The sequence below is a fragment of the Bacillus sp. AR4-2 genome, from assembly GCF_008274865.1.
In the GTDB taxonomy this organism is placed as follows: Bacteria; Bacillota; Bacilli; order Bacillales; family Bacillaceae_G; genus Bacillus_A; species Bacillus_A cereus.
Genome location: NZ_CP031062.1, coordinates 1,333,286 through 1,355,272 on the forward strand (window position 1 = coordinate 1,333,286; position 21,987 = coordinate 1,355,272).

Below are 21,987 nucleotides of genomic sequence, written 5' to 3' on the forward strand. Positions count from 1 at the left end.
GAGAGTTGCATCTCCTCTTTTTTCATGGAAAAGTGTCGATTTTCAAAACTATAATCAAATTCCTTGGTTTTTATATGTGGATTTCTTACAATGAAATATAAGAGATGTCTTATTTTCTATAGAAGAGGTGTTAGTAGTGGCAAAAATATTAGTAGCGGGAAAAATTCCGGAAATTGGATTAGAACTATTAAAAGATCATAATGTAGAAATGTACAATAAAGAGGAGTTAATTTCTATAGATGAATTAACAGAGCGTGTAAAAGATAAAGATGCATTGTTAAGTTTACTTTCGACAAAGGTGCCAAAAGAAGTTATTGATGCAGCGCCTCATTTAAAGATTGTTGCAAACTATGGTGCTGGTTACGACAATATTGATTACACGTATGCGGGCGAAAAAGGAATTGCAGTTACGAATACACCGAAAGTATCAACGGAAGCGACTGCAGAATTAACATTTGCACTTCTTTTAGCAGCGGCGCGTAGAATTCCTGAAGGGGATACGTTATGTCGTACGACTGGATTTAACGGATGGGCACCGTTATTTTTCTTAGGACGAGAAGTTCATGGTAAGACAATCGGAATTATAGGTCTTGGAGAAATTGGGAAGGCTGTTGCAAAACGTGCGAAAGCATTTGGAATGGATGTTTTATATACAGGGCCAAATCGTAAGCTTGAAGCTGAAAGTGAACTGGGAGCAACGTATGTGACGTTGGAAGAATTATTACAAACAGCAGACTTTATTACAATTAACTGTGCTTATAATCCAAAATTACATCATATGATTGATGAAGAGCAGTTTAAAATGATGAAGAAAACAGCGTATATTGTAAATGCTTCACGTGGACCAATTATGAATGAAGCAGCACTTGCTCATGCATTAAAAACAAATGAAATTGAAGGAGCAGCTCTTGACGTGTTTGAATTTGAACCGAAAATTACAGAAGAGCTAAAAGAATTAAAGAATGTAGTACTTGCTCCACATGTAGGGAATGCAACATTTGAAACTCGTGATGCGATGGCTGAAATGGCTGTCAGAAATATTTTAGCTGTATTAAACGGCGAAGAGCCAGTAACACCTGTAAATCAAAAGGTATTAGTTACAAAATAAAAAGAAACCTTCCGGACTTGGAAGGTTTTCTTATTTTTCTTTATTCGCTTTTTTAGACGGTCTTTGTCTAATGAATTGAGATAACATGTACAAAATATATAGTGGAATGGCAATGAATAAGAAAACAGAAAAATTTCCAAATCCTGTTTGATACATTGTAATAATGATTCCAACTAAAAATAGTGTAATAATGATGCTATATCGTGGAATTGGTACATCTTTTAAACTTGGGATACGAATGCGGCTCACCATTAAAAATGCGAACGTTACAAATACGGTAATAAGAACGATTTTTGGAATGGTATGTGAAAATAATGTTAAGAAAGCAACAAGCCCTCCCGCTGCTGTAATCGGTACTCCAGTGAAATATTTCATTGAAGTAGAAGATGGTGTTACATTAAATCGTGCTAAACGATATGCTCCGAAAAGAGGGAATAATCCCGCTATGTATAATCCGATGATTCCGTAGTTTGAGAAAGATGTGTAATACATTAAAACAGCTGGTGCTGCACCAAATGTTACGACATCTGCAAGCGAGTCGAGCTCTTTTCCCATTTGTGAATCAACACGTAATAAACGAGCAACACGACCATCAAGACTATCTAACATCATCCCGATAAGTACTAAAATAGCAGCTGATTTATAATATCCTAAAGATGCATAGCCGATTGATAAAAATCCGCTATATAAATTTCCGAGCGTAAATAAGTTTGGAATAGCTGCTCTATACAAAATCTGATCCCTTGCTTTCTGTAATAAATTCTTAATTAGTGTATGAAAGTTTACTTATTTTATCATACCATAAATTTATTCCTCATACGAAAGAAATTACCAATTTGTGAAAGATTTCATAGAAGGATGGTTTGAAAATTAAGTGAAAATAAAAAGAGGAAGCAACTTGTATAAAGTTGCTTCCTTTACTATTCAAATTTCGTTGTCATCGTTCCAGTTTTATATCGATTATTAGGATCGAAGCGTAATAAATCTCCATAAATTAATTTGTCGGAGAATTTTAATTCTGTTTTTGCTTTTTCAATATACGGCTGACATAGCGTCATGTCAGCTTCTTCACCCGTACTTCTTTTGTAGCACATATTTTTTGTATAAACATACTCTTCAGAAACAAAGCTACCATCACGCATTACCATAAGCGGGTCTTTCTCTTTAATAAATAAGTCAGTTCCAAATTCAACGGATTTATTTGTTTTAATACCAAGTAAATGAAGGAGCGTTGGCTTAATATCAATTTGACCGGATACTTTAGAAACAACTTTTCCTTCTTGGCCAGGCACATGAATAATAAGAGGAACTCGTTGTAATTGCATAGAATCGAATGGTGTAATAGTATCTTTTCCTAGGAACTGTGCCATAGCTGTGTTATGGTTTTCGGAAATACCGTAATGATCACCATAAATGACAATAACGGAATTATCATATAATCCTTCTTCTTTTAATTGTTGAATAAATAATTTAAGAGCTTCATCTGTGTAACGAACAGTTGGGAAGTAGCGGTTTACAACACCACTTTCCGAGTTGAATTCATCAACATATTGATCTTCCGGATTTAGAAGAAACGGAAAATGATTTGTTAATGTAATAAATTTTGTATAGAACGGTTGCGGTAAAGATTTTAACTTTGGAATAGATTGTTCAAAGAACTCTTTATCTTTTAATCCCCAACCGACAGACATTTGCTCCGTTCCTGCGTAATCATTTAAATTAAAATAACGATCATATCCAAGCGCAGGATACATTACATCCCGATTCCAAAACGTTTTATCGTTTGAATGGAAGACGGCAGAAGAATATCCGTATTTCTTTAATTGTTCTGGTGTCGCTGTGTATTCATTTGTTGCATGAGTAAAGAATACAGAACCACGATCTAGCGGATAAAGTGAGTTTTCAACGATAAATTCAGCATCAGAAGTTTTGCCTTGTCCAGTTTGATGATAGAAGTTATCGAAATAGAAACTATCCTTAATAAATTCATTTAAAAATGGTGTAATTTCTTTTCCATTTATTTTTTTATTAATAACAAAGTTTTGTGTAGATTCCATTGAAATTAAAATTACATTTTTACCTTTTGCAGCTCCAAATAAGTTTTTATCAACTTGTTTGTCTTTTGAGTCTGTATAGTTTTTAATTTCAGAAAACCCATCCCCACTTGCAAATACACGCTCAGCTGAAGACTTGGATTGAAGCGTAATATCAAATAGATGGTATGTGTATAAACCTAAATTCTTCACGACAGTTTGACGGTCAAATGAGCGCGAGAACATTTGTGGTTTATAAATAACTGATACAACAATTTGTAGTGCTAATAAAGCTGTTACACCGCTAAAGAAAGTTCGCTTCTCTGAGCGGGAAAGTGGTGTTTTGTCGCCAAATGATGGGAATTTACGTGAAATAAACATTAAAATAATTGCATCTGCAAATAAAAGTAATGTTTTGTACGTAAAGAGTTCTTTTATACTTGTCCCTAAATCAGCCATATTGTTTGTTTGGAATAAAACCGGGAAAGTAACGAAATCGTTATAGAACCCATAAAACATTGCGTTTCCAAATAAAATAAATGACAGTATAAAACTGATTCCAATTATAATTCGGTTTCGGTGCTTAGATGCAAGTAAAGCTAAGCCGAAAAATAAAAGTAACGCAGCTAGTGGATTGATAAAAAGCATGAATTCTTCAAAGAAATTATCAATTTTAATATCAAATGCTAGCTTGTACACAATATATGTTTTAATCCATAGTAAAACGACTGCAACGAGTGCAAATCGCAGTTTTGGAAACAGATGTTGTAGCATAATATACTCCTCTCCTAAAAAGCATGACAGTTCTTGTGAGTCAGTTTGCTTAACGACTCATTTTATATATACGAACAGTCCTTTGTTATTATGATTATTATACTATGAGTATCATTATACGAAAATAAAAGAAGGTTGTGGGCTTTTTTATAATAATCGAGTAGAAAAAGAGTGGTGGGAGACAATAAAACAGAATTTCTATGTATGATAATTATCGTACGCAGAAAGAATCGCGTGATTATACGGAGGTTATAATGCGAAAATTATTATATTTTATAGCATGCAGTAGTGTTATACTTTTTACTTCACCGAGTGTGTCGGTAGCCCAATATGATGCACCTCTTATGGAAGATGCACTTTATTCTGTTTTATTTCCAAAAATAAATAAAGCAATTGAAAAACAATATGGAAGTTTGAAACCTTATCAATGTCCTAAAATTATTAGTTTAAAAAAAGTGTATAGCGGTACATATTTATTTCAAGCAAGTATTGAAGTGACAAAGTATGAACGTGTTGCTGGGAAAATTGCTCCACCATTTGAGAAGGTAACGATTACATTTAATAACGAAGAAGGCGAATGGGAAGTGACAAAGATTTCAGTAAAGCGCTTACCAAATGATACGAAACTAAACTGTAAAAAAACAATATAAAAAATTGTTTGACAAATAAAATGGTCCTTTGGTATTGTTAATAGCAACAATTAGATGTTTGAAAATTAAATAGACTTACCTCATCTACTCTCAAAGGTAGAGGCCGCGATAGGAAAGAGTAAGCTATGGGAGATTTAATGGAATCTGTGATCATAGGTTGAAAGGGACTATTGCCGAAATATAAGAATAACCATCTTATTCATATATTGGGACTGCATTGAATAAATGTAGTACTGTCATAAGATTTATTTTATGGAGAGCTATTTGGAGATGTTGATGCGGTTTCTTATTTTGAGGAGATAACAACTCGTTTATTTTTTCAATATATATTTTTCCTAATAAGAAACGCGTGTGAACATTGTTCCGCGCGTTTTTTGTCTATCTAAAAGCGTGCTGCAATGAATAGAAGATTGGGGTTATGAGTTTTAGAGGAAATAAGGGAGGAATTTAAATGTATTTACACGGCACAAGCCGAATTAATGGGCAAGGACACTTAGAAATTGGAGGGTGCGATACGACGCAGCTAGCAAAGCAATACGGAACACCACTTTATGTATACGATGAAGAGTCTATTCGAGGAAAATGTCGAGCATTTCATCGTGCTTTTAAAGAAAGTGGTTTCTCTTATCAAGTAGCATATGCAAGCAAGGCGTTCTTGTGCATGGAGATGTGCCGAGTAGCTCGTGAAGAGAGTATGTCATTAGACGTTGTTTCTGGGGGAGAATTATATACTGCGCTCCAAGCAGGATTTCCGGCATCACGTATTCATTTTCATGGAAATAATAAAACAGAAGAAGAAATAGTGATGGCTCTTCAGGCGAATATCGGTTGTTTTGTCGTAGATAATTTCTTTGAATTAGAAGTTTTACACGATTTAGCGATGCAACATGGGAAATTTGTGAACATATTAATTCGTGTAACGCCTGGAGTAGAGGCGCACACACATGAATATATTACAACAGGTCAAGATGATTCGAAATTTGGATTTGGTGTTTCAAACGGTCAAGCGATGCAGGCAATTGGATTTGCTTTACAAAAATCAAATTATAATGTGCTAGGGATCCATTCACATATTGGGTCGCAAATATTTGAAACAGCTGGTTTTGTTCGAGCAATTGAAGTTCTTCGCCAATTTTTAGAAGAAGTGAGAGAGCAAACAAACTATGTAGTAAAAGTGTTAAATGTAGGCGGGGGATTTGGAATACGTTACACAGAGTCAGATACACCATTAACTCTTGAGACATATGTGCGAGCTGTAACAAGTGCAGTGAGAGAACAATTTACTGTATGTGAATATCCATTGCCAGAAATATGGATTGAGCCAGGCCGTAGCATTGTAGGTGATGCTGGGACAACAATTTATACAGTTGGATCTGTGAAAGATATTCCTGGTATTCGGAAATATGTATCAGTCGATGGTGGAATGACAGATAATTTAAGACCTGCTTTATATAGTGCGCGTTATGAAGCGATGTTAGCGAATCGAGGGAATGATGAGAATGAGGAACTCGTTTCGATTGCTGGGAAATGCTGTGAGAGTGGAGATATGTTGATTTGGGATATTCATTTACCGAAAGTCGCTGCTTCTGATTTACTAGCAGTTTCCTGTACAGGAGCATACGGGTACTCGATGGCGAATAATTACAATCGGATTCGAAGACCAGCCGTTGTCTTTGCAAAAGGCGGAACATCGCAAGTAGTTGTGGAACGCGAAACATATGAAAATATTATTGGGAACGATCGCATACGTATTAAAGAGCTTGTCTAAATAGGAAAAGGAGTTGTTCGAATGGACAATTCCTTTTTTATAAAATAAAATAATTAAAATATATCGGAAAACTAGGATTGAAAAAAATCAGAATTGTGATAAAATACAAATACAAAGCTTATCAAGAGAAGCGGAGGGAACTGGCCCGAAGAAGCTCGGCAACCTGCTTATAGAAAGCAAGGTGCTAAATCCAGCAAAATGGGATCCATTTTGAAAGATAAGGTAAAATATATTACCGAACAGTCTTTTCGAAATGGGAAAGATTTTTTTTATGAATAAAAAGGGGGGCTGTTCGCGTGAGTGTACGGGAACATTTTGATGAAGTATCCGAGAAGATTGAAGCGATGCTTGCTGATATGAAATATGGTTCAATTACAATTGTTGTGCAAGATGGAAAAGTAATTCAGTTAGAGAAAAGTGAAAAAGTACGTTTAAAGTGAAAAGCGCTGACTAGAAAAACTAGAGGCGGTTTTAACCTATTTTCATTAGGTTAAAACCGTCTTTTTGCTTTTACAGGGGGAAAAAACATGTTGACGTATGAAACGTGGGAAGAAAATGTTGTTTCGTTTTCGGAAGAAGATGAAACAAAAGGTGCGTTATCAGTATTAAATTGGGCTTATAAAGAATATAAAGATGAGGTTGTCTACGCATGTAGCTTTGGGGTGGAAGGTATGGTATTGCTGCACATTATAAACCAAGTAAATCCATCTGCTAAAGTTGTATTTTTGGATACAAATGTTCATTTTCAAGAAACGTATGAATTAATTCGAAAAGTGCGGGAACGATTTCCTTCATTGAATATTATAGAAAAACAGCCAGAACTTACACTTGATGAACAGGCGAAGTTGCATGGTGAAAAACTGTGGGAGAGCAATCCGAATCTTTGTTGTAAGATTAGAAAAATTTTACCTTTAGAAAAATCATTAGTCGTGGAAAAAGCATGGATATCGGGCTTAAGAAGGGAACAATCAGAAACACGTAAGCATACAAAGTTTATAAATCAAGATCATCGTTTTCAATCTATTAAAGTTTGTCCACTCATTCATTGGACGTGGAAAGAAGTTTGGCGATATGTATACAAACATAGCTTGCCGTATAACCCGTTGCATGATGTTGGCTATCCAAGTATTGGGTGTGAGAAATGTACGTTACCTGTAGGGGATGGTGGCGATTCAAGAGATGGTAGATGGGCTGGAAAAGTGAAAACTGAATGTGGTCTTCATTACCAATAAGATGAATCTTGAAATAAAGCTAAGAGAGGATATAGAAAAATGAGCATAGTAAACGAATTAGTAAACCGTATAGATGAGACATATGATGTATCACAAATTGAAAAAGAAATTAAATTAGACAATATTGCGTTAAGTGATTTAGAACTATTGGCGACAGGTGGATATAGCCCCCTTACTGGTTTTTTAGGGAAGGAAGATTATGATTCTGTTGTAGAAACGCTTCGTTTAGCAAATGGTAGTGTGTGGAGTATACCGATTACATTACCGGTAACAGAAAAAGTCGCAGAAAGCCTGAAGGCTGGAGAGGAAGTAAAGCTTGTCAACAATGGAAATATATACGGTGTCATTCAAATAGAAGATATTTTTGTACCAGATAAAGAAAAAGAAGCGTTACTTGTATATAAAACAACGGATGAGGCTCATCCAGGAGTGAAAAAATTATATGAACGACCAAACGTTTACGTTGGAGGAACTATTATTCTAACAAAACGCTTTGAAAATAATCAATTTCCTTCTTATCATTTAGACCCAATTGAAACGAGGGAAGCATTTAAAAAACGTGGGTGGAAAACAGTGGTCGGATTTCAAACGAGAAACCCGGTACATCGTGCCCATGAGTATATTCAAAAATCTGCTCTTGAAATTGTAGATGGTCTCTTTTTAAATCCGCTCGTTGGAGAAACGAAATCGGATGATATTCCTGCTGATGTAAGAATGGAAAGCTATGAAGTACTTCTTCAAAACTATTATCCGAAAAATCGTGTCTTTTTAAGTGTATTTCCTGCTGCCATGCGTTACGCAGGACCAAGGGAAGCGATATTTCATGCGTTAGTAAGAAAGAATTTTGGATGTACCCACTTTATAGTAGGGCGTGATCATGCTGGAGTAGGAGATTATTACGGAACGTATGAAGCGCAAGAAATCTTCACAAATTTTACGATAGAAGAGTTAGGAATTACACCACTATTCTTTGAGCATAGTTTTTACTGCACGAAATGTGAAGCGATGGCTTCAACGAAAACATGTCCGCACGGAAAAGAAGATCATGTTATTTTATCGGGTACGAAAGTAAGAGAATTATTAAGAAACGGTGAGATTCCGCCAAGTACATTTAGTCGTAAAGAAGTAGTGGAAGTGCTAATTAAAGGCTTGAAAAAAGAAGTAGTAACAGAATAGGGAGAGAACGAGATGGATACGAATATTACTTGGCATACAGCTTCGGTTTCAAAAGATGAGAGAAGAGTGAAGAATGGACATCATAGTTTTGTAATTTGGTTTACTGGTTTATCAGCTTCGGGTAAATCTACAGTAGCGAATGCGGTCGCTCGTAAACTGTTTGAAAAGAATATTGGAAATTATGTGCTGGATGGGGATAACATTCGCCACGGTTTAAATAAAGACTTAGGATTTTCTGAAAGTGATCGCATGGAAAATATAAGACGTATTGGCGAAGTGGCAAAGTTATTTGTAGACCAAGGAGCAGTTGTCCTTACAGCATTTATTTCACCATTTCGAGTAGACCGCAAACAAGTAAGAGATTTATTAGCGGCAGATGAATTTATTGAAATTTTTGTGAAGTGTCCGATTGAAGAGTGTGAGAAACGTGATCCGAAAGGACTTTATAAAAAGGCAAGAAAAGGTGATATTAAGGATTTCACAGGTATTGATTCGCCTTATGAAGAGCCAGAGCAGGCGGAATTAATTGTAGAAACGCACAAATATTCTATTGAAGAATGTGCAGAACAAATCGTGAAGTACTTACAAGAGCGTAGTTTTATATAGGGGGATAAACAATGAGTTATGAAAAAGTATGGGCTAACAATGAAAAATTAAATCAGACCGAGAAAAATAAATTAGAAAAAGATGGCTTAGAAATTTTTAATGATATTCCTTACTATGCGGAAAATGGTTTCGAATCTATTCCGAAAGAAGAGTGGGATGCCTTTAAATGGGCAGGCTTGTATTTACAAAGACCGAAAGAAGCTGGTTATTTTATGATGCGGGTAAATATTCCGTCAGGGATTATTACAAATGCACAGGCAGAAGTACTTGCTTCTATCGCTGAAGATTATGGACGTAATGTAATAGATATTACGACGAGACAGGCGATTCAGTTTCACTGGTTAGAAATTCAGCAAATTCCAGATATTTTTAAAAGATTAGCAAGAGTTGGGTTATCTTCAGCGGGGGCTTGTGGTGATATAACGCGGAATATTACAGGTAATCCGCTTGCTGGTATTGATGCAAATGAACTATTCGATACAACGCATATTGTAAAAGAAGTATATGATTACTTCCAACATAATGAAGAGTTTTCTAACTTGCCACGTAAATTTAAAATGTCTATTAGTTCTAATATTTATAATTCAGCAAACGCAGAAATTAACTGTGTTGCATTTACGCCTGCAACGAAAGAAATAGATGGTGAGAAAAAAGTTGGTTTTCATATAAAAGTAGGTGGAGGATTATCAGCTCGACCGTATTTAGCTGATGAATTAGATGTATTCGTTTTACCAGAAGAAGTGAAGGCGGTGGCGATTGCGATTGCTACTATATTCCGTGATTTTGGATATCGTGAAAAACGTCATTTAGCTCGGTTGAAATTTCTTGTTGCGGACTGGGGAGCAGAGAAATTTAAAGAGAAACTAATAGAGTATACAGGGCCTTTACAAAGTAAAGGGGAAAGTGCACTCAAAGGATGGAATGCAGGCTATTTTTATGGTGTTCAAGACCAAAAACAAAAGGGATTAAAATATGTAGGTTTTAATGTACCGGTAGGTCGTTTACATGCAGAAGAAATGTTTGAGATTGCAAGAATCGCAAAGCAATATGGAAATGGACAAATTCGTACATGTAACTCGCAAAACTTCATTATTCCGAACGTTCCTCCAGAAAATGTAAAAGGATTACTTAGTGAACCGCTGTTTGAAGCGATATCTGCTAGCCCGAAATCATTTATTGGTCATGCGGTTTCATGTACCGGTATTGAATATTGTAATCTTGCACTAGTAGAAACGAAAGAAAGATTACGAAAAATTGCAGAATACTTAGATACACAAATTGCACTCGATGTTCCAGTTCGAATTCATATGGTAGGCTGCCCGAATTCATGTGGTCAACGTCAAATTGCTGACATTGGGTTACAAGGGGTGAAAATGAAAACGAAGGAAAAAGGTATTGTTGAAGCGTTTGAAATATACGTAGGTGGAACATTGTTAGATGGCGGTGCCTACAATCAAAAGTTAAAAGGAAAAATAGATGGCGAGGATCTACCTGATGTACTCGCATCATTTATAAGTTATTTCAAAGAGAATAAATTACCAGCCGAAACATTTTATGATTTTGTAGGTCGTGTTGGTGTAGATACATTACAAATAGCGTTAAATAACGTGCTAGAAGAAGTAATAGCGTCTTAGGAGGGACGATATGGATTTATATCGATTTGAAGCTGTGTTAGTAAATAGTATTGTTCCGATTGTTGTTGTTGCTCAAAGTGAAGAACAGGCATTTAAGCTTGCGGAGATTGAGCTTGAAAAGCATTTTTTACCGTTGCCAGAGGTAAAAGAGATTTCTTTGTTTGAAAAAAAGAAGATTCGAAAAGGTGGGGCATTTGTTATCCATGAGTAGAGATCAGTAATACGAAAAAATAAAAACTTCCATTCTTATATACGAATGGAAGTTTCATTTTAATAGAAGAAATGAGGAGAGATGATGGGAAAGGTTTATATTGTTGGAGCGGGTCCTGGCGATCCAGATTTAATTACTGTTAAAGGGTTGAAATGTATTGAGAAGGCAGATGTTATTTTATACGACCGACTTGTGAATAAAGAGCTGCTTTCATACGCAAAGCCTGACGCGGATTTAATTTATTGCGGAAAACTCCCGAATTATCACACGATGAAGCAAGAGACAATTAACACGTTTCTTATTAAGTATGCGAAAAAAGGAAAAGTTGTAACGAGGCTTAAGGGCGGCGATCCATTTGTGTTTGGTAGAGGGGGAGAAGAAGCTGAAGCATTAGCAAAGCAAGGTGTACCATTTGAAATCATTCCTGGTATTTCAGCTGGAATAGCTGCTCCTGCTTATGCGGGCATTCCAGTGACGCACCGTGATGCAAGTGCAAGTTTTGCTATTGTGACTGGGCATAGGAAAGAAGGTGCTGAAGAAGAAGTGAAATGGGAAAGTTTAGCGAAAGGTGTAGAGACTTTAGCGGTATATATGGGGGTTAGTAATTTGCCCTACATATGTGAGCAACTTATGAAGCATGGAAAAGATAAAAGTACGCTAGCTGCTATTATTGAGCAGGGGACGACGTCTATGCAACGCACAGTTGTTGGAACGTTAGGGACAATTGTAGATGTTGCGAAAAAAGAGCAAATTCAAAATCCGAGTATGATTGTAATTGGAGAGGTTGTCCGTTTTAGAGAAAAAATTCATTGGTTTGAGAAGCAGACAGAAAATGCTTATCAAGTAAGTGGAGTGTTGTAAAATGAAAGCCGTCTTATATATATGTCATGGAAGTCGTTTGAAGACAGCGAAAGAAGAGGCGATTCAATTTATTACATCATGCATGAGCCGTATAGAAGCGACTATTCAAGAAGTTTGTTTTTTAGAGTTAGCGAATCCTTCTATTGAAGATGGTTTTCGTACATGTGTGAAGCGTGGGGCCACTGAGATTATTGCTATCCCTGTTTTTTTATTAGCGGCAGGTCATGTAAAAAAAGATATCCCTTTTGAATTGGAAAAGTTAACTAATCAATTTTCGGATGTTAAAGTGACCTATGGTAATCCGTTTGGTGTATCAGAAACACTTGTTAAATCGGTGTATAGCGGAAGTGGCATCGAACAGGAAGATAAAAATGAAGTGACGTTACTTCTTGTTGCAAGAGGGAGCAGTGATCCTGAAGTATTAAGAGATATAAACTGGATTGCTTCTTTATTTCAAACAAAAGAGAAGGTTAAAAAAGTAGAAGTTTGTTATTTAGCGGCTGCAGAGCCAAAATTTGAGGAGAAGTTAAAGGAAGTTGTAGAACGAAAAGAAAAGAACATCGTTGTACTGCCTTACTTGTTATTTACAGGTTTACTTATGAAACATATTGAGAAAGAAGTGCGCCAATATGAAGTGGAAGAGATAAAAATCAGTCCATATTTAGGGAAGAATGAAGCGTTTCAAGATATGTTAATTCAGAAAACGACGGAGTTATTGAAAGGAGATCAGTATGTATCCACTTACAGTGCGAGTTAATGAGAAACGCGTTGTTGTTATTGGCGGGGGAAAAGTTGCAGGATTTAAAATTATTCCTTTACTCAAACAGGGTGCGGATATAGTTGTGATAAGTCCAGAATTAGATGCGAATTTAGTAAAACTTGTGGAAGAAAAGAAAATTCGTTGGTATCAAAGAGAATATGAAAAAAGTGATATTAAAAGTGCTTTTTTAGTTGTTGCAGCGAGTAGTGATTCAATATTAAATGAACAAGTTGCTGAAGATGCCGCTGAGAATCAATTAGTAAATATTATTACAAATCCGGAAAGTGGTAATGTTCATTTTCCGGCAGCGATTCATCGTGGTTTACTTAATATAGCAGTTTCTACTGGGGGAGCGAGCCCGAAGCTCGCAAAAAAAATTCGAGATGATATTGCAAATAAATATGATGAGACATATGAATCGTATTTAGATTTTTTATATGAAGTAAGGTTGAAGTTAAAAGATTTACAGTTAGAAAAGAGGGAACGAAATATATTGCTCCAAGAAGTGTTGAAATCAGTATATGTGCAAAATGAGGGGAAAAGAGAAAGTTTTTTACGTGAGTTAGAGGAAAAGGTTTTAAAATAATAAAAGATAAAGTGCGCTTTACAAATATAAAAATATAATTTATAATCACAAGTAACTTCAATAGATGAAATCGATGAGCAAGAAGAGTACGTATATTTGATGCGTTCAGAGAGCTGGGGTTAGGTGGGAGCCCGGTACGATAAAATATACAGAATGGGCTTGCGAGAGGTATGTTGAACATTGTAGTAGGCAACCCGGGTTCCGCCGTTAAAAGGATAGAGTATCGGAATTATTCCTGTACTTGAACAAGTGGGATTTATCAATCCAATTGAGGTGGTACCACGGTATTTACATTACATATATCGTCCTCTACATGCATATTTGCGTGTAGGGGACTTTTTTATTTTCTAAAGGAGGTGTGCGAGTATGAAATGAAAGTGTATAATTAACAAAAGTTTAAATATTCAGAAAAGGAGAAATTATGATGAAAGAAACACAGCAATGGACGTCGAAAATAGGCTTTGTACTCGCAGCAGCCGGAGCCGCAGTAGGTCTTGGTGCGATATGGAAATTTCCATATGTTGCAGGTAATGGCGGGGGAGGCGCATTCTTCCTTGTATTTTTACTATTAACTTTATTTATAGGTATGCCTCTTTTAATAGCGGAGTTTGTTATTGGACGTAGCACGCAAAAAGAGGCCGTTACAGCTTATAAAGTACTAGTGCCAAATAGCAAAGTATATCCTTGGATTGGTCGTATGGGAGTTGTTACTTGTTTTAGTGTACTATCTTTTTATAGTGTTGTAGGTGGATGGATTTTACTTTATTTATATTATAGTGTGACAGGAAGTTTCTGGAATGGAGCAGCTGATTATGGACAATTGTTCGGTGAAACGATTTCAAATCCGTTAAGTGCGATTGGAGCACAATTTATCTTTATGCTTTGTACAATTTTTGTCGTAAGTAAAGGTGTAGAGAAAGGTATAGAAAAGGCAAGTAAGTACATGATGCCGCTATTATTTATTTTATTTATTGCGATTATTGTTCGTGCGTTAACACTCGATGGTGCTTTTGCTGGAGTAGAGTTCTTCTTAAAGCCAGATTTTTCAAAGCTTACAGCAGATACGATTTTATACGCGATGGGACAATCTTTCTTCTCACTAACAGTAGGTGCCTCAGTAATGGTCACGTATAGTTCGTATTTAAAGAAAGAGGAACATTTAGCGAAATCAGCAACATCTATTGTAAGTTTAACTGTTTTTGTTACAGTACTTGCAGGATTAGCAATTTTCCCAGCGATTTTCGCATTAGGAGTAAAACCAACTGAAGGACCAGGATTACTGTTTATCGTCCTTCCAGCAGTATTTGCAAAAATACCATTTGGTCAATTTTTCTTTATTATGTTTTTAATTTTATTCTTCTTTGCGACTTTAACATCAGCAATTTCAATGCTTGAAATTGTAGTAGCATCTGTTGCGAAAGGTAATGAGAAGAAGCGTCCGTCAGCATCATTATTAATTGGTATTCTTATTTTTGCAGTCGGTATTCCATCAGCGTTATCATTTGGGATTATGAGTGACGTGAAAATATTTGGGAAAACGTTCTTTGATTTAGTCGACTTTTCGGTAAGTAACGTATTGCTACCGTTAGGAGTACTAGCTATTTCATTATTTGTACCAAATAAAATGAGTAAAGAATTGTTGATGAAAGAATTAGAAGTGACGGAAACGAAAGGGAAAACGTTATTTAACATTTGGTTCTTCTTACTTCGTTATGTTATTCCGGTAACTGTAATAATTGTATTTTTAAATGCGATAGGTGTATTTAAAATGTTTGCATAAAAAAAAGGCGGGGATCTCCCGTCTTTTTTTATGTTGATGAATGTAATAGACGATTATACGCTTTATAGGCTGTGGTGACTGCGAGGAATGAACCGATTAAAAATAAAACTGAGCCGCCAAATGTAAATATTCGGCCAATATACGTTCCTCTAGCTTCTTCTATTTTTTGTTGTAATTGCGTATTCATATGGATCACCTCGTCAACTATAGGCATTTAGTTATAGTCTATGTAGAACGCCTATATTGTGTGAAGTGTAAATGAAAAACCTCGGTAGGCACCGAGGTTTTTTATAATCCGATATAAGGAGATGGGTCAACTGCGTTTGTCTTGCCGACATTCCATTCTCCAAGATGAAGTTCGAAGTGTAAATGTTGTCCGTATGATTGGCCCGTATTCCCCATAAATCCAAGCTGATCGCCTTGTTTTACAGTTTGTCCATTCGATACAGAACGACTATTCATATGAGCATATACTGTCGTATATGTTTTTCCGTTTATACGGTGAGATAAATACACTACGTTTCCGTAACTAGATGATAATTCTGAGCGAATAACAACGCCATCTGCAGCAGCGATAATTGGAACCGTTCCCGAAGCAGCGATGTCAATTCCTTTATGGTTATCTAAAGAACGTACACCAAATCCGGAAGTTTTTGATCCAGCTGCTGGTTTGATAAAACCACCGATATTTGTATCATGTGGTGTTGGGGCCGCTTGAGCAGATTTAGTAGCTTGTTGTTTGCGAGCCTCTTCTGCCTGGCGGGCTTCTTCCGCTTTACGAGCTTCTTCCGCCCGTTTTTCTTCTTCAATTGCTTTTTGAACAGCTTGACGTTGATTTTCTAAAATGCCCTTGGATTCTTCTAATCCTTCAATCTCTGAATCTACTTTTGCTACTTTCGTATGTAGATCGTTAATAAGAGTTTGTTGCTGCTGTTGATTATTTTGTAATTCTTGTTGTTTTTGTTCTAGTTTTTGTTCAGAGTCTTTCAGTTGTTGTTCTTTTTTCTCAACAGCCTCTTTTTCTGTCGTTACAGCATTTTGATCAGATGTTTGTTTTTTTACAATATCTGTATCGTTGTTTAATATTAAACTTACGGAGTACATATTATCAACAAGATCAGCAATGTTTGTAGAGTTTGTTAATACTTCTGTAATGATATTTGTACGCGGTTTTTCTTGCATAGATTGTAATCGTTGTTTAATAACTTCCTGACGTGTATCTATGTTTGTTTGTAATTGTTCTATATGTTTCTTTTTGTCAGTAATTACTTGTTGTGTTTTGCTAATTTCTTTTTTTGTATCGTTTAATTCAGTCTCATTTTTATTAATGGAAGTAGTTAATTCATCGATTTTCTTCTGTAATTCTTGAATTTCTTTTTCTATTTGTTCTTTCTCGACTGATTTATTTTGTAAGTCACTTTGTTTGCCTTCTAATTCAGATTGAATGTTAGATAATTTATCTTGATTCGTTTCAGCGTATACGGGTGAAAGTAACGGGGAAGCAAAAATCGTTCCTGCTGCTAAAACGCTAAACGCTGCAAATTTCTTTTTCATTGTTGTCTGACTCCTTTCCCTATGAATGTTATATATCATAAGAAGAAGGGTGTCTATCGTTGTAATCATAATGTAAAGAAAATTTTATAAAATTGCTAAGTTTTGTCGGAATTTATCATTTTTCAACTGTAATTGTCATAGTGCTTACATTTTATTCATATGTGTAACAAAGGTAAATTTTGGGATTTATCTGTGGAATGAAGGAGGAAAGTAATCGTTTTTATGAGGTGAAATATTACTTGGAAAGCTAATAAAACACTAGTAAGGAATCGTTCTCATGTTAGGTTTTCTAACATGGGTCTGCTTTTTGTCAAGAAAATTATTTGTGTTCGGGCAAAGTTATTTTGTTGTCAGATTTAAATTTTTGATTTATGATTTTTAACAGGGACAAAATGTAGTGAATTGTCGAATAATATGTAATACTCTTAATTTCTTAGTTTTATAGAGATAGAATGAGAGATAGAGTGACACATCGAAGAGGGGGTTACAACAAATATGAAAAGAATAGGACTTGCATGGCAAATATTAATAGGACTTGCGCTTGGTATTGCGGTTGGTGCGATTTTCTTTGATAATCCAGCTGTTGTGAAGTACTTACAACCAATTGGTGATATTTTCATCCGATTAATTAAAATGATCGTTGTACCGATTGTTGTAGCAAGTATTGTTGTTGGGGTTGCTGGTGTTGGCGATGTTAAAAAACTAGGTCGACTAGGCGGAAAAACAATTCTTTACTTTGAAATTATTACAACAATTGCAATTATTGTTGGTCTATTAATAGCGAATATTTTCCAACCAGGAAAAGGCGTAAATATGGAGCAGTTAACAAAGACAGATATTTCGAAATATACACATACGACAGAGCAAGTACAAAGTCATTCATTTGCAGATACATTTGTAAATATTGTTCCAACGAACATTATGAAGTCGTTAGCTGACGGAGATATGCTTGCTATTATCTTCTTCTCTGTACTATTTGGTTTAGGTGTAGCAGCGATTGGTGAAAGAGGAAGACCAGTTCTTCAATTTTTCCAAGGTGTAGCTGATGCAATGTTTTACGTAACAAACCAAGTTATGAAATTTGCACCATTTGGTGTGTTTGCACTAATTGGTGTTACAGTTTCTACATTTGGTCTTGCTTCATTAATTCCGTTAGGGAAATTACTAATTGTCGTATATGGAGCAATGATTTTCTTCGTCGTAGTTGTCTTAGGACTTACAGCGAAAATATTTGGAATTAACATTTTCCAATTCTTTAAGATTTTAAAAGACGAGCTGATCTTAGCGTATTCTACAGCAAGCTCAGAAACAGTTTTACCAAAAATCATGGAGAAAATGGAGAAATTCGGTTGCCCGAAAGCAATTACATCTTTCGTTATTCCGACAGGTTATTCATTTAACTTAGATGGATCAACTTTATATCAAGCAATTGCGGCTATTTTCTTAGCGCAAATGTACGGTATTGATTTATCTATTACACAACAAATTACATTGTTGCTTGTATTAATGGTTACATCAAAAGGTATCGCAGGTGTACCGGGCGTATCATTCGTTGTATTATTAGCGACACTTGGTACAGTAGGTATTCCACCTGAAGGCTTAGCGTTCATTGCTGGTATTGACCGTATTTTAGATATGGCTCGTACAGCAGTTAACGTTGTAGGAAACTCTTTAGCAGCTGTAGTTATGTCTAAGTGGGAAGGTCAATATGACGCTGAAAAAGGACAAGCTTATTTAAAAGAGATTTCTGAAAAGGGTCAAGCGGCTTAATTATAATATGAACAAGCTCTCACATAATATGTGGGAGCTTTTCTGTATATGGAAGAGGAGCAGACATAATGAAACGAAAATATGGTGACGGTTCTTCGTGGAAGAGACTAATAGAAAAGAGTTATACGGTTAAGCAAGTGGAAGAGGGAATGCTCGGAATACTGGATATAAAAAAGGTGAGAGAGCCTAGTTGTAAAGAATATGATGGTAAAGAAATTTGTATTGCAAGTGATGGGTATACGTGGGTTCAATATTTCATTAATGGAAAGAACTTTGCGATTACAGCTATGTTAGATGATAGGCACAATTTAGTGCAATATTATATTGATGTGACGAAAGAATATGAAATAGACGATCGTGGTTTACCGTATTTTGATGATTTATATTTAGATGTAGTATTATTACCCAGCGGTAAGGTGTATATATTAGATGAAGAAGAGCTAGAGGATGCTTATAAAAGTGGCGATGTCACGAAGGAAGAGTATGAGTTAGCTTGGTACACTACGAAATGGATATTAGCAGCAATAAAAAATAGTGAATTTTATTGGATTTCAATATTGGAAGAAGAAATCGAAAAGTTAAAATGATTGTTGTATTCGAATTTTTGTATAATTACCAAAAAAATCTATACAAAAAATAATTGACTTTTGTTTTGTAAGCGAGTAAAGTTAGGGAAGAAATTATATTAAAAAATAAATATGAAACCTTCTTATAAAGAGAGGCGGAGGGACTGGCCCTACGATGCCTCGGCAGCGGACTCGATTTCAGAGTGCTGTGCCAAATCCAGCAAGCATGTGCTTGAAAGATGAGAAGAGCGTTTCTTATAGATGTATAAGACCTCTTCTCATCGGAAGAGGTCTTTTGTTATTCATTAGAAAAAGGTTGAAACTAGGGAGAGATGGTACTTTGAAAGAAACGAGAGGAAATGGTTTAGCTTTATTACCACTTGGGATATTTTTGGCGCTATTTATTGGTTCTGGAATTATTACAGGTGATTTCTATAAATTGCCGATACTTGTAGCGATTTCAATTGCTGTAGGAGTCGCTTTAGTGATGAATCGTAAAGAAAGTTTTAATGTGAAAGTAGAGCGGTTCGCTAAAGGTGCAGGAAATCCGGATATCATGATTATGGTATTAATTTTTGTGCTTGCAGGTGCATTTTCTGAAACTGCTAAAGGAATGGGCGGAGTAGACTCAACTGTTAATTTAGCGTTAACTATTTTACCGCCAGGATTTATCGTAGCTGGAATCTTTGTTATTGGTGCATTTATTTCATTAGCGATGGGAACTTCAATGGGAACAATTGCAGCATTAGCGCCGATTGCTGTAGGTATTAGTGGTCAAACCGATATCTCAATTGCGCTTGCAATGGCTACTGTTGTTGGCGGAGCGATGTTTGGTGATAATTTATCATTTATTTCAGATACAACAATCGCAGCTGTTCGTTCACAAGGAACAGAAATGAAAGATAAGTTTAAAACGAACTTTTTAATTGTGTTACCAGCGGCTATTATTACAATTGTACTATTAGTAATAGTTACTTCAGGAAGTGACACGCAGATTAAAGCACATAGCTTTGATTGGATAAAGATTTTACCGTACGCAGGAGTACTTATTACAGCGCTACTTGGCTGGAATGTACTTATTGTATTAACTGGTGGAACTGTACTATCTGGTGTTATCGGCCTTATAGATGGAAGTTACACGTTAGAAAGTTTCTTTAAAAGTGTAACGACTGGAATGGGCGGTATGATGGAGTTAGTATTACTTGCTATATTAATTGGCGGTATGGTTGAATTAATCCAATATAATGGTGGTATTCAATATTTAATGAATGTATTAACACGTAATATTCGTTCGAAAAAAGGAGCGGAATTTGGTATTGCTGGTTTAGTGAGTATGACGAATATGTGTACAGCGAATAATACGATTTCAATTATCTTTACAGGCCCGCTTGCAAAAAATATTGCAGATCAATATGAAATAGACCCTCGTAAATCAGCGAGTGTATTAGATCTTTTCTCATGTTGTGTGCAAGGATTAATTCCGTACGGTGCCCAAATGTTAACGGCAGCAGGATTTGCAGCGTTATCTCCGGTTGAATTGTTGCCATATGCATTTTATCCAATCTTAGTTGGAGTATGTGGGATTGCTTCTATTTTAATTGGGTTTCCAAGGTTTTCGAAAGTAGCTGAGAAAAAAGAGTATCATAAAACAGCTTAATTTAATATGAATGTTAGTAATTAAAAAACGTGCAGAGGATAGACTCTGCACGTTTTTTTGCGTAAAGGGCTGAATATGACTCGGTCTTAAGTCTGAGTTAAAAACGGTTCTTAAGCTCGTTATGGAAAGATGAAAAAATAGTTAAGATAAGAGTATCAAATCGAAGGGAGGCAAGCACAAGATGAAACAATTTCTAGCGTTTATCGCAGCCGGTATTTTGGCTTTAATTGCTCTTGGTAGTCTTGCTGGTATTGTAGGATTTGCAATCGGAGCAGGAGTTGTATATTGGAGCTATAAATCATTTGTGCGAGCTAAATCATTTTTTGGAAAGTTAGCTTGGGGGATTGTTGGTTTAATCGGTTTATCCATTGCACTTTCTCATTCGCCAGCATTAATCGGTATCGCTGCTTTAGTGGTTTTATACTACGGATACCGTGAGTGGAAAAAAGAAAAAGATGTAGTTGTTGAATCTGCTCCAGAAAGTTCTAAACCATATAGCAACTTTGAAGATGAGTGGAACAAATTAATGAAAAACTAAAACAATAAATCAAATTATAAAAAAAGTAGAAGAGAGGAAGATTTATAATGAAACAATCTTTATTCGGACGTGTACGCGATGCAATTTTAGCTGATTTTCATAACGTGTTAGATGAGAAGGAAAGAAAAAATCCAATTGCGATGTTAAACCAATATTTACGTGATAGTGAGCGTGAAATAACAAAAATTGAGAAGTTAATTGAGCGTCATAAAACATTAAAATCTAACTTTGCTCGTGAGCTTGAGCAAGCACGTTATTTCGTTAATAAAAGATCAAAGCAAGCTATCATTGCTCAAGAAGCAGGCGAATTGCAATTGCACGAACGTGCGTTAGAAGAGGTAGCTTATTATGAAGGTCAAGTAACTCGATTAGAAGAAATGTATGCAGGTGTTGTAGAGCAAATTGATGAGTTAGAGCGTCGTCTTTCTGAAATGAAAAATAAATTAAAAGAAATGCACGCAAAGCGTATGGAACTAATGGCACGTGAAAATATGGCACATGCAAATCGTCGTATGAATACTGCGATGCATAAAATGGATGAAAATCATCCGTTCTTACGATTTGAAGAAATTGAAGATCACATTCGTGACTTAGAAACTCGTATGAATGAAGAGCATGAGCGTGATACATTTGATATGAAAATTGCAAAACTTGAGCGTGAAATGAAAGAAAAGAATGATGTATCGTTAACGAAAGAGTTAACAAAATAATAGTAGTATATTA

Annotated in this window: 22 protein-coding genes, 3 riboswitches and 1 other annotated feature; of the genes, 18 read left to right on the forward strand and 4 right to left on the reverse strand. The window is 35.7% G+C overall.

What is annotated here, in order from left to right; genetic code table 11:
- The first annotated feature begins 136 nt into the window (after positions 1-136).
- On the forward strand, positions 137-1,108 hold the full coding sequence (locus DN399_RS06985) for an NAD(P)-dependent oxidoreductase (RefSeq protein ID WP_001062858.1): 972 nt from the start codon (positions 137-139) through the stop codon (positions 1,106-1,108).
- 30 nt (positions 1,109-1,138) lie between these two features.
- Here the strand turns inward: DN399_RS06985 and pssA are convergent, their stop codons facing one another.
- Together pssA and DN399_RS06995 are read right to left on the reverse strand one after the other, a co-directional pair.
- Positions 1,139-1,840, reverse strand: a complete 702-nt coding sequence (pssA, locus tag DN399_RS06990) for a CDP-diacylglycerol--serine O-phosphatidyltransferase (protein ID WP_000285417.1) — start codon at positions 1,838-1,840, stop codon at positions 1,139-1,141.
- Positions 1,841-2,028: 188 nt separating this feature from the next.
- Entirely contained in the window at positions 2,029-3,915 is a 1,887-nt protein-coding gene (locus DN399_RS06995; RefSeq protein WP_000939079.1) for an LTA synthase family protein, read from the reverse strand.
- Between the two features lie 254 nt (positions 3,916-4,169).
- On the opposite strand from DN399_RS06995, the gene DN399_RS07000 reads away from it, so the two are divergent.
- The 12 genes from DN399_RS07000 to DN399_RS07055 all read left to right on the forward strand — a co-directional run bounded on the left by DN399_RS07000 (position 4,170) and on the right by DN399_RS07055 (position 15,179).
- On the forward strand, positions 4,170-4,565 hold the full coding sequence (locus DN399_RS07000) for a DUF3888 domain-containing protein (RefSeq protein ID WP_001228823.1): 396 nt from the start codon (positions 4,170-4,172) through the stop codon (positions 4,563-4,565).
- 89 nt (positions 4,566-4,654) lie between these two features.
- Positions 4,655-4,836: riboswitch (Lysine riboswitch) on the forward strand.
- Positions 4,837-5,016: 180 nt separating this feature from the next.
- Positions 5,017-6,333, forward strand: a complete 1,317-nt coding sequence (gene lysA / locus DN399_RS07005) for a diaminopimelate decarboxylase (protein ID WP_000280676.1) — start codon at positions 5,017-5,019, stop codon at positions 6,331-6,333.
- A 115-nt stretch (positions 6,334-6,448) separates the two neighbouring features.
- Positions 6,449-6,557: riboswitch (SAM riboswitch) on the forward strand.
- Positions 6,558-6,629: 72 nt separating this feature from the next.
- Positions 6,630-6,773 (forward strand): YezD family protein, encoded by a 144-nt coding sequence (locus tag DN399_RS07010; protein ID WP_000116158.1) that lies wholly within the window; start codon positions 6,630-6,632, stop codon positions 6,771-6,773.
- An 87-nt stretch (positions 6,774-6,860) separates the two neighbouring features.
- The gene (locus DN399_RS07015; protein ID WP_000959022.1) at positions 6,861-7,565 is read left to right on the forward strand and encodes a phosphoadenylyl-sulfate reductase; all 705 of its coding nucleotides are present in this window, start codon (positions 6,861-6,863) and stop codon (positions 7,563-7,565) included.
- Positions 7,566-7,604: 39 nt separating this feature from the next.
- Entirely contained in the window at positions 7,605-8,741 is a 1,137-nt protein-coding gene (sat, locus tag DN399_RS07020) for a sulfate adenylyltransferase (RefSeq protein WP_000029491.1), read from the forward strand.
- A 12-nt stretch (positions 8,742-8,753) separates the two neighbouring features.
- Complete coding sequence (gene cysC / locus DN399_RS07025; RefSeq protein WP_000380499.1) at positions 8,754-9,347, forward strand: adenylyl-sulfate kinase; 594 nt, start codon at positions 8,754-8,756, stop codon at positions 9,345-9,347.
- 11 nt (positions 9,348-9,358) lie between these two features.
- The gene (locus DN399_RS07030; protein ID WP_000119621.1) at positions 9,359-10,981 is read left to right on the forward strand and encodes a nitrite/sulfite reductase; all 1,623 of its coding nucleotides are present in this window, start codon (positions 9,359-9,361) and stop codon (positions 10,979-10,981) included.
- Positions 10,982-10,991: 10 nt separating this feature from the next.
- A complete protein-coding gene (locus DN399_RS07035; protein ID WP_000366914.1) occupies positions 10,992-11,192 on the forward strand; it encodes a DUF3906 family protein in 201 nt (66 codons plus the stop codon).
- A gap of 84 nt (positions 11,193-11,276) precedes the next feature.
- Positions 11,277-12,053 carry a uroporphyrinogen-III C-methyltransferase gene (gene cobA / locus DN399_RS07040; RefSeq protein WP_000521261.1) on the forward strand — a complete coding sequence of 259 codons (777 nt, stop codon included), beginning with the start codon at positions 11,277-11,279 and terminating at the stop codon, positions 12,051-12,053.
- A 1-nt stretch (position 12,054) separates the two neighbouring features.
- The gene (locus DN399_RS07045; protein ID WP_000648887.1) at positions 12,055-12,810 is read left to right on the forward strand and encodes a sirohydrochlorin chelatase; all 756 of its coding nucleotides are present in this window, start codon (positions 12,055-12,057) and stop codon (positions 12,808-12,810) included.
- A complete protein-coding gene (locus tag DN399_RS07050) occupies positions 12,785-13,399 on the forward strand; it encodes an NAD(P)-binding protein (RefSeq protein ID WP_000283353.1) in 615 nt (204 codons plus the stop codon). The genes DN399_RS07045 and DN399_RS07050 overlap by 26 nt, the downstream gene beginning before the upstream one ends.
- Positions 13,400-13,463: 64 nt before the next feature.
- Positions 13,464-13,712 (forward strand) — a binding site (T-box leader).
- A 111-nt stretch (positions 13,713-13,823) separates the two neighbouring features.
- Positions 13,824-15,179 carry a sodium-dependent transporter gene (locus DN399_RS07055; RefSeq protein WP_000665440.1) on the forward strand — a complete coding sequence of 452 codons (1,356 nt, stop codon included), beginning with the start codon at positions 13,824-13,826 and terminating at the stop codon, positions 15,177-15,179.
- A 28-nt stretch (positions 15,180-15,207) separates the two neighbouring features.
- Here the strand turns inward: DN399_RS07055 and DN399_RS28030 are convergent, their stop codons facing one another.
- Positions 15,208-15,366, reverse strand: a complete 159-nt coding sequence (locus tag DN399_RS28030; RefSeq protein ID WP_001096006.1) for a hypothetical protein — start codon at positions 15,364-15,366, stop codon at positions 15,208-15,210.
- A 101-nt stretch (positions 15,367-15,467) separates the two neighbouring features.
- Complete coding sequence (locus tag DN399_RS07060; protein ID WP_000726086.1) at positions 15,468-16,733, reverse strand: murein hydrolase activator EnvC family protein; 1,266 nt, start codon at positions 16,731-16,733, stop codon at positions 15,468-15,470.
- Positions 16,734-17,228: 495 nt separating this feature from the next.
- Here DN399_RS07060 and gltP point away from each other — a divergent pair, with 495 nt between their 5' ends.
- From gltP to DN399_RS07085, 5 genes are all read left to right on the forward strand, one after another.
- The gene (gene gltP, locus DN399_RS07065; protein ID WP_000821130.1) at positions 17,229-18,503 is read left to right on the forward strand and encodes a glutamate/aspartate:proton symporter GltP; all 1,275 of its coding nucleotides are present in this window, start codon (positions 17,229-17,231) and stop codon (positions 18,501-18,503) included.
- 68 nt (positions 18,504-18,571) lie between these two features.
- Complete coding sequence (locus DN399_RS07070; RefSeq protein WP_000824668.1) at positions 18,572-19,090, forward strand: ribonuclease FAU-1 family protein; 519 nt, start codon at positions 18,572-18,574, stop codon at positions 19,088-19,090.
- Positions 19,091-19,209: 119 nt separating this feature from the next.
- Positions 19,210-19,315, forward strand: a riboswitch (SAM riboswitch).
- Positions 19,316-19,409: 94 nt separating this feature from the next.
- Complete coding sequence (locus DN399_RS07075) at positions 19,410-20,726, forward strand: Na+/H+ antiporter NhaC family protein (protein ID WP_000665494.1); 1,317 nt, start codon at positions 19,410-19,412, stop codon at positions 20,724-20,726.
- A gap of 181 nt (positions 20,727-20,907) precedes the next feature.
- Positions 20,908-21,264: a lmo0954 family membrane protein gene (locus DN399_RS07080; RefSeq protein WP_000808640.1), complete on the forward strand. Its 357-nt coding sequence runs from the start codon at positions 20,908-20,910 to the stop codon at positions 21,262-21,264.
- 47 nt (positions 21,265-21,311) lie between these two features.
- A complete protein-coding gene (locus DN399_RS07085) occupies positions 21,312-21,974 on the forward strand; it encodes a PspA/IM30 family protein (RefSeq protein WP_086385525.1) in 663 nt (220 codons plus the stop codon).
- The last annotated feature ends 13 nt before the right edge of the window (positions 21,975-21,987 follow it).